This is a genomic window from uncultured Gimesia sp., assembly GCF_963972345.1.
GTDB lineage: Bacteria > Planctomycetota > Planctomycetia > Planctomycetales > Planctomycetaceae > Gimesia.
On record NZ_CAXAVM010000302.1, the window covers coordinates 1 to 5,419 of the forward strand.

Annotated in this window: 6 protein-coding genes; 1 reads left to right on the forward strand and 5 read right to left on the reverse strand. The window is 50.9% G+C overall.

The window, feature by feature from the left end; genetic code table 11:
• The coding region (locus tag AACZ40_RS28025) for an AAA family ATPase (protein WP_339676867.1) at positions 1-1,572 on the forward strand (1,572 nt) is incomplete at its 5' end.
• Between the two features lie 17 nt (positions 1,573-1,589).
• Here AACZ40_RS28025 and AACZ40_RS28030 read toward each other — a convergent pair.
• The 5 genes from AACZ40_RS28030 to AACZ40_RS28050 all read right to left on the reverse strand — a co-directional run.
• A complete protein-coding gene (locus AACZ40_RS28030) occupies positions 1,590-1,955 on the reverse strand; it encodes an STAS/SEC14 domain-containing protein (protein ID WP_291170624.1) in 366 nt (121 codons plus the stop codon).
• A 201-nt stretch (positions 1,956-2,156) separates the two neighbouring features.
• Positions 2,157-2,861 (reverse strand): ATP-binding cassette domain-containing protein, encoded by a 705-nt coding sequence (locus AACZ40_RS28035; RefSeq protein WP_291170626.1) that lies wholly within the window; start codon positions 2,859-2,861, stop codon positions 2,157-2,159.
• The gene (locus AACZ40_RS28040; RefSeq protein WP_291170628.1) at positions 2,861-3,784 is read right to left on the reverse strand and encodes a 1-phosphofructokinase family hexose kinase; all 924 of its coding nucleotides are present in this window, start codon (positions 3,782-3,784) and stop codon (positions 2,861-2,863) included. The genes AACZ40_RS28035 and AACZ40_RS28040 overlap by 1 nt, the downstream gene beginning before the upstream one ends.
• Positions 3,785-3,830: 46 nt before the next feature.
• Positions 3,831-5,123 carry an SGNH/GDSL hydrolase family protein gene (locus AACZ40_RS28045; RefSeq protein ID WP_291170630.1) on the reverse strand — a complete coding sequence of 431 codons (1,293 nt, stop codon included), beginning with the start codon at positions 5,121-5,123 and terminating at the stop codon, positions 3,831-3,833.
• Between the two features lie 105 nt (positions 5,124-5,228).
• The coding region (locus AACZ40_RS28050; protein ID WP_339676870.1) for an iron-containing alcohol dehydrogenase at positions 5,229-5,419 on the reverse strand (191 nt) is incomplete at its 5' end.

The following is a 5,419-nucleotide window of genomic DNA, read 5'->3' on the forward strand; positions in this document are numbered from 1 at the left end:
CAAGGAAACTACGTGAGCCAGACTCTATTAAAAGCACTGCAAAATCCCGCGCTCTTCGACCACCCGGTGAGCGAATTCACTCTGATGGAAACGCATATTTCCTGGGTCCTGTTGACCGGGCCTTATGCCTATAAACTGAAGAAGCCGGTTGACCTGGGTTTTGTTGACTTTTCCACATTGGAACTGCGTGAAAAATACTGCCAGGAAGAGCTGCGCCTGAATCGCAGGCTGGCACCCGAATTGTACCGGAAGGTAATCCCGATCACCGGTTCTGAAGAAGCCCCTGAGTTTAACGGAACCGGGGAGGTCATCGACTATGCAGTTCAGATGGTCCAGTTCACCCAGGATCGGCTGTTGAGTGATGCCATCAGGAAGCAGGAATTAACGGCGGAACATATAGATCAGCTGTCGGAAGAAGTTGCTGAATTTCATGCAAAGATTGCCGTTGCTGGTGCTGATCTGGAATGGGGAACTCCCGAAAAGGTACTCGCTCCGGTGGAAGAGAATTTTCGGCATGTGAATGAACTGTTTTCGAATGCGGAAACAGTTCAGGAGATCCTGAACGTGATCCGATCTGAAAATGAACGTTGTTACCGGGAATCCTATGCTTTATTCAAGGAGCGAAAGTCCCGGGGATCTATCCGCGAATGCCATGGGGACATGCATCTGGGGAATATGATTCTCAGTGATCGGGGAGTCACAATCTTTGACTGCCTGGAATTCAATGCCGGTTTACGCTGGACCGATGTAATGAGCGAAGTCGCCTTTGTCGTTATGGACCTGGAAGACCGGGGCCGATCCGATTTCGCCATGCAGTTCCTGAATCGTTATCTGGAACTGACCGGAGATTACGCAGGAGTGCCCCTGCTGCGGTTTTACCTGTCGTATCGGGCGATGGTTCGTGCGAAAGTCGCTGCCATCAGATTAAGCCAGCCGGACTTGTCAGATTCCGTAGTTGCGGAAGCACGCGAGGAATTCCAGTCGTATCTGGAACTCGCTAAAAATTATGTCTCGAGTACGAAACCCAGACTGTTGCTGACGCATGGAGTCTCGGGCAGTGGCAAGTCCTATGGGAGTCAACTCCTGCTGCAGGGGATGGCGGCGATTCGTATTCGTTCCGATGTCGAACGCAAACGTCTGCAGAACGAACAGCAGATCCCGGATGCTGAGCTGTATTCAACAGAAACAACCCGCCTGGTCTATGAAAGGCTGGCAGAACAGGCTCGAAAAATACTGGAATCGGGCTGGAATGTGATCGTTGATGCCACAACACTCAAAGTCTGGCAGCGTAAATTGTTTTACGAACTGGCGGAAAAACAGCAGGTGCCGTTTCAACTTGTGGTCTTCTCTGCAGATCGGGAAGTACTGGAATCCCGGATCAGGCAGCGGGAAAAAAGCGGGAATGATGCCTCTGATGCTACGACAGAAGTTCTGCAGCTGCAACTGGATGAACTGGAACCGCTGGGTGAGAGTGAACTCAGGCAGTCAGTCGCCATTCCCGCCGATCAGGAATGGACGACTGAATTGCTGATTCAACTCCTGCAGGCTCCAGGTGAGAGCTCACAGCTCTGAGTGGATGTTCAATAACGTCAGGCAGGTTCCGCGATCCAGGTTCTTGCTAAAGCCAGATCGTCGATATTGAAATATTTGATTTTTGCTTTTGTGAATGGTTTACAGAACGTGGCCATTCCTTCTTCCCATTTGCTGTCACCCACAATCGCCAGACGTGCAATATCTTTAAAGTGTTTGATGTCAAATTTCGTGTCTTCCCAGAGCGCGCCCATCGTCCAACCATGGAAATCATCCAGAACAACCAGCATGTGTAAGGCACCATGCTGTTGAATTAATGTTTCAATGGTGGGGGTGAAGTTGTGGTAGTCTTCTTTGGCCAGTTTACCTGACAATTTTAATTCCACGTAGTTTCGATCTGCGTGGTGTAAAATTTCAATTGGCATCGATTGTCTCCTGATTCATTGTGAGAGATTCTTTAGCAGGAATCATTCCGGTTTTCGTTTAATCACAGATCCGTTCCGATTGGAAAGATCTGTTCGCGTCTATTATAAGCCAGACATGAATTGAGCATAATTGATTATCGGTTCGTTTCCCAGCAGATTCACAAATTTTAAATGGATCTTTATCGAGAACATTAAGAGTTCTCACGATTCTGGAATCAGATGATTCGACACCTGGCCCGAGGGAAATCTCATGACTTTATCAGCCAGCCTCTGAGCCTGACTGCGATCATGTGTGATCCAGACAAACGCCGGGGATTCTTCTGAGGATTCGAGCCACTGTAAAATAATCGATTCGAACTGCTCGGTGGTTTCCGGATCGAGCCCGGACGTGGGTTCATCCAGCAGCAGGACTTCGGGTGAGAGGATCAGCGCACGTAATAAAGCCACGATTTGTCCTTCTCCCCCGGACAGGGAGGATGACTTTTTTTTGAGAAATGAGTCGGGTCTGCCAAAGGATTCCAGGAAGCTTCGAATGGTTGCGGGATTGTGGTCTTTGTGTTGATTGACCTGAAACTGAAAGGCAAACTGCAGATTTGATTCCACCGTACCTTCGATTAAAATCGGTCGTTGCTGAAGATAGATCACCCTGCTGCGATATTCGGGTATTTGTTTATCCCTGACTGGTTCATTATGAAACAGGATCGTGCCTTCCTGGATTTCATCCAGCATCGCCAGTGACCGCAGAAATACGGATTTCCCCGATCCCGTCGGGCCTGAAATGGCGATGCGGTCTCCCGGGTCAATGCGGAGTGACAGGTTTCGATTCAACCATTGGCCGTCTGAGGCCTGTCGTCCTGTCTGACGTGCTTCCAGCAGGCAGGGGGCAGATGTCTGTGTGTCTGGCATCAGACAAGCTGCTCCATTTCGATCTGGTCGAAAAATGATTCCACGCTGGTTTTCGACAGTCGTGCGGGTAATAGTCTGGTCAGATTATCGGCTGCTGCCGCCATCCCCCAGCGAATGGCGTCAGGCACACTGCGCCCTTCATGAATACCACAGGCAATTCCTGCAGCCAGACTGTCACCACAGCCGATGGGGTTTACAGCATCCGCTTTCGCGGGGGTGAAACGAAAAACCTGTTCTTCCGAGGTCGCCCATAAAGCATCTTTGCCCTGTGAGATCACAACCCAGGTCGCCCCCCTCTGATTGATATCCTGCATCCCTTTGATCATCTGGTCGGTGCTGGCCAGGGAACGGGCCAGGGTATGCTCCAGTTCTTCCAGGTTCGGCTTCACCAGAAAAGGGTTCTGATTTAAAGCGGCCTCGAGTTCCGGTCCCCGCGCGTCGAGTATCACCGGGCAGCTGGTGTCTGACAGCAGATCATGATACAGGGTTGCAGGAGCGCCTGCCGGTAATGATCCGGTGAGTACAACGACATCCGCAGAAGCGACATGGGAGCGGAATTCCTCGGCGAACGCAGATACCTCGAGCGCGGAAACAGAAGTCGCGTTTTCCACCAGTTCGGTTGTCTGCCCCGTTGATCGATCCAGCACGGTCGTACAGATTCGTGTCGGGTTCTGCTGCTCCAGGATACGACAGGGGACCTGCAGGTTCATAAGATCTGCTTCGATTAAATCTCTGGTATAACCGCCAGCCGAAAAAATCGTTTCACAGGGAATGCCCAGGTGACGGATCGCCATTCCCACATTAATCACTTTTCCGGAGGCAGACCAGTGAGCAGATTGACAACGGTTGACTTCCCCGATCTGCAGAGAATCCACTTCCAGAATCTGCTGCCAGGCCGGGCTCAAGCCGGCTGAGATGATCATGTCATAATTCCTTTCAAGAGCTCTGATGCGAGCGCAGACCAGACTGTCAGGGAACCAGTTCGCCCCGCAGCATGATCTTGCCGACCCGTATTCTTGTTCCCTGGTATTTGGCGGACTTCAATTCCTCGTCGGGATTTTTCAGGCGAAATGCAACGGAACTGCGGTCTGGTTGCTCAGCGTCGATTTCGACCGTCACTGTATGAATCTGCCCTGGATCCAGGCCCTCGGCCAGCCTTAATGTGGAGATGCGATGGTAAGTGCAGTAACTGTCAAAACGGGGGGTAAGCTTCTTGTGTGGTTTTCCATCTACCGTGATCTGAACCTGTCCGCCATCGGGGCCGACCAAATCATATAACGCAGCCTGGGAACCACGAAAACGAAATGTGAGTTTGCTTCCCGGAGCATCTGCTTCCCAGATTTGACTCAAGCGTCCTCCGAATCGCTTCTGCAGAACATGATCTGCCGGAAGTTCCTTCCAGTTACCACTGAGCATGGATGCATCCAGGGGAATCATTTTCGCATCAGTCCAGTGTCCCTTCACAAAGGGCTGTTTGAGTTTGGAACTGTGGTTGACGGGCTGAGAAGTGGTTGCCATCTGTTTGATCGCTGATGCAATGACTTCCGTGTAGATCTCATGTCCCGCATCAAGTGGATGCACTCCATCTTTGGAAAACAGGACGATGCCTTCCGCCACCGGGGTGTCGGAAGTGAATTTGAGTTTGTCTTCCTGTTCCAGTTCTGCAATTTTCAATGCGACGTTAATGGAAGGAATTCCATAATGGTCGGCCAGCAGTTCCATGGCGGAAGCAGCGCGGGGGTTCTCGGCTTTACGTAGATCTTTCTCGTAATTCACTCGAAATGTATAGACAAAGCAGATGTCCGTTTGAGGGTTGGATTTCCAGATCTGTCGGACAATACCATCCATCGATTCCCAGATCGCTTCAGGCTGACGGCCACCATCATTCACCGCGAATTCAACGAATACCAGATCCGGGTGATGTTGCAGGACATCTTGCTCCAGGCGAAATGCTCCCAGATCACTCCCGGTACCACCAATGGCAGCATGGATTTCATGAATCTTCGCGTTGGGAAACTCTGACTGCAGCCACTTGGTTGTTTTCACTCTCCAGCCATTCGCGGCTGTGATGGATCCTCCCAGATAAGCCACCCGGACTTCTTCGCCTGATTTCAACTTCTTAACCGTGTTACCGATTCCCTGTCGTGGTTTGATCAGTTCCGCCTGGACCGCATGATATTCAGGGGGATCGGCCTGAACCGACGCCAGGGAGAATATTGTCAGCAGGGTGAAAGCAATCAGTTTGGTGGTGATGGTGTTCATGAAAATCTTCTCCGAGAGTGCGAACAGGAAGCTTCTATTTTAACGAACGGAGATTCAGATTGAAATGAGCCGAAGCGATCAAAATGAGGTTGAGAAGATCTGATTTCAAAGAAGCGATTCCAGAATTTGCGTCAGCTCCTCATCCGTGATTTCACGGGGGTTGCCGCTCATGCTGTTTCCCCGCGAACTTGTAACCAGCGCGGGAATTTGCGATGGATTCACACCGACATCGGCAAGACGGCGCGGAATCTGGAGGCGGTCATTCAGTTGCTGGATTTCCTCAATCAGTAATTCAG

Coding starts and splice junctions, on each gene's coding strand:
- AACZ40_RS28040 (WP_291170628.1), bottom strand. CDS start 3,784: ATGATCATCTCAGCCGGCTTGAGCCCGGCCTGGCAGCAGATTCTGGAA.
- AACZ40_RS28030 (WP_291170624.1), bottom strand. CDS start 1,955: ATGCCAATTGAAATTTTACACCACGCAGATCGAAACTACGTGGAATTA.
- AACZ40_RS28035 (WP_291170626.1), bottom strand. CDS start 2,861: ATGCCAGACACACAGACATCTGCCCCCTGCCTGCTGGAAGCACGTCAG.
- AACZ40_RS28045 (WP_291170630.1), bottom strand. CDS start 5,123: ATGAACACCATCACCACCAAACTGATTGCTTTCACCCTGCTGACAATA.